The organism is Burkholderia sp. AU27893 (assembly GCF_002223205.1).
GTDB lineage: Bacteria > Pseudomonadota > Gammaproteobacteria > Burkholderiales > Burkholderiaceae > Burkholderia.
Map to the genome: position 1 here is coordinate 1 of NZ_NKFD01000026.1, position 2,563 is coordinate 2,563.

A 2,563-nucleotide genomic window follows, 5' to 3' on the forward strand; every position below is an offset into this window, starting at 1 on the left:
TTAGATTGACGGAGACGGTCAGCTATGCCGAATGCAGCGCGCCCGGCCCATCGCACGTATGCGCGGGCATTCAAACAGCAAGTGATCAGGGAAACGTTGGAACCAGGCATGTCGGTGTCGATCGTCGCGCGGCGGCACGACATCAACGCCAACGTCGTGTTCGGGTGGCGCAAGCAATATCGGGAAGGCAAGCTGGAACTGCCGGGACTCGAAGCTGCGCCGTCGGCCATGACAGGCACGGAGTTGCTGAGCGTTGACGTGATCGATTCGGTGTTGATGCTGCCAGCGCCGCAGCCTACGGGAAACGCGACGTCGAAGGTGACAAGCGGCGTACCGATGCCGACGCCCGTGTGCGAGATCGAGGTGGAGATCGGCAAGCGGCGCGTGAAGATTCGCGGCCTGTCTGCTGAGCGGGCCGAAGCGTTCCTGCAGGAATGCCTGAAGTGATCACATTGCCGGCCGGCACCCGCATCTGGCTTGCTGCGGGCGTCACGGACATGCGCTGCGGCTTCCAGGGGCTTGCCACGAAGGTACAGGCGACGCTCGAGGAGAATCCGTTGTGCGGCCATGTGTTCATCTTCCGCGGACGTCGAGGCGATCTCGTGAAGCTGCTTTGGGCCACCGACGACGGGCTCTGGCTGCTGTCGAAGCGATTGGAACGCGGCCGCTTCATCTGGCCGCAAGCCGATGGCGGCAAGATCTCGCTCACGGTCGCGCAGTTGTCGATGCTTCTCGAAGGCATCGATTGGCGGCAGCCCCGCCGTACGGCACCTCTGTCGATGCTGTAGGTGTTGTAAACCGCTCGGGAGGCTCGTAAACTCCGGCGCATGCCGAATCTCGACGATCTGCCCGACGATGTCGCTGCACTGAAGGCCATGCTGGCTGAGGCTCGCGCGTCGGCCATCGAACGGGAACTCGAGATCGAACAGCTGCGCCGCGACATCGCCGCAAGCGATCTCGAGATCACACGGTTGAAGCTCCTGATCGACAAGCTCAAGCGAATGCACTTCGGCCGCAAGTCGGAACAACTTGCCCGAGAGATCGAGAAGCTTGAGCTCCGGCTTGAGGATTTGGCCGCAGGCAGCGGTGTCGCCGACGTTCAGCACACAAAGGTCCGACGAGAAAGGTCCACGACTAGCAGCGATCCGGCCGTACGTGAGCCGCTGCCACCGCACCTTACGCGAGAAGATCGCGTGCTCAAACCGGATTCGATCTGCCCCAAGTGTGAAGGTGCTATGCAGTGCCTCGGCGAGGACGTCTCGGAACAGCTCGCCCGTGTTGCGGCGATGTTCAAGGTGATCCGCACGATCCGGCACAAGACGGTCTGTCCGGCCTGCGGCCACATCGCGCAGCCACCGATGCCGGGACTGCCGATCGAGCGCAGTATCGCGCATCCGAGCTTGCTTGCCGACATTCTGGTGTCGAAGTACGCAGATCATGCGCCGCTGTACCGACAATCGGAAATTGCGGCGCGCGACGGGGTGACGCTTGACCGCGCCAGCATGGGTCGCTGGGTCGGACAGTGTGAGGCGCTCTGCCGCCCGCTGACCGACGCGCTGCGCCGGTATACGATGGCGGGCACGAAGTTGCACGCGGACGACACGCCGATCCCCGTGCTCGCGCCAGGCAACAAGAAGACGAAGACCGGGCGACTCTGGGTGTACGTGCGCGACGACAGCCGTTCGGGCTCGACGGAGCCGGCTGCGGTGTGGTTCGCGTACTCGTGCGATCGCAAAGGCATCCATCCTCAGACGCATCTCGCCGGATTCGAAGGCATCCTGCAAGCCGATGCCTACGGCGGCTTCGACGAGTTGTACGTAAGTGGCAAGATCCGCGAGGCTGCTTGTTGGGACCACGCGCGGAGAAAGTACTACGAGATCCACGCGAGCACACCGACGGACGAGACCCAGAAACTGCTCGAGATGATCGGCGAGTTCTACGGCATTGAAACCGACATCCGCGGCAAGCCGCCCGATGAACGGCAGCGCGTGCGGCGTGAGAAAAGCAAGCCGCTGCTGGACGCCTTCGAAACGAGAATCCGGGCCAAGCTCGCGACGCTGTCGCGCAAGTCGGAGCTGGCCGGCGCGATCCAGTACTCGCTGAATCACTGGACTGCGCTGACGCTGTTCTGCGAGGATGGGCAAGCCGAGATCAGCAACGCGTTGGCAGAAAACGCCCTGCGTTGCGTGAGCCTCGGGAGAAAGAACTTCCTGTTCGCTGGTTCCGACAGCGGGGGTGAGCGGGCCGCCGCGATGTACAGCTTGATTGGTGCGTGCAAACTCAATGGCATCAACCCGCGCGCCTATCTGGAATACGTCTTGACCCACATCGCTGATCACGTCATCACCCGCGTCGACGAACTGCTGCCTTGGAATGTGGTCGACAAGCTGACGTCGGTCAGCTCGCATGGCACTGCCTGACTGCTTCATAGATCCAGATAGATCGTGCCCATGATCCACGATCGTGGGCACGATCTCACGTGATCCTCACGGAACTCCCCAAGCTCTCACATCATGCCCCATGCGCGCGCGAATATGGAACTGGTCGCGCCGAGCCGCTTACG

At 62.5% G+C, this 2,563-nt stretch carries 3 protein-coding genes; all 3 read left to right on the forward strand.

Features of this window, described 5'->3' with window-relative positions:
* The first annotated feature begins 24 nt into the window (after positions 1-24).
* From CFB47_RS42035 to CFB47_RS40080, 3 genes are read left to right on the forward strand one after another with little or no spacing between them, the layout of a single operon-like run.
* Positions 25-447, forward strand: coding sequence for a transposase (locus CFB47_RS42035; RefSeq protein ID WP_027813735.1), 423 nt, complete (start codon positions 25-27; stop codon positions 445-447).
* Entirely contained in the window at positions 444-788 is a 345-nt protein-coding gene (gene tnpB, locus CFB47_RS40075; RefSeq protein WP_027813734.1) for an IS66 family insertion sequence element accessory protein TnpB, read from the forward strand. The genes CFB47_RS42035 and tnpB overlap by 4 nt, the downstream gene beginning before the upstream one ends.
* 39 nt (positions 789-827) lie before the next feature.
* Positions 828-2,420, forward strand: coding sequence for an IS66 family transposase (locus tag CFB47_RS40080; RefSeq protein ID WP_027813733.1), 1,593 nt, complete (start codon positions 828-830; stop codon positions 2,418-2,420).
* Positions 2,421-2,563 lie beyond the last annotated feature (143 nt).

What these genes read in the sequence shown, in the direction of transcription:
- CFB47_RS40080 (WP_027813733.1), top strand. Translation starts at nt 828, where the DNA reads ATGCCGAATCTCGACGATCTGCCCGACGATGTCGCTGCACTGAAGGCC.
- CFB47_RS42035 (WP_027813735.1), top strand. Translation starts at nt 25, where the DNA reads ATGCCGAATGCAGCGCGCCCGGCCCATCGCACGTATGCGCGGGCATTC.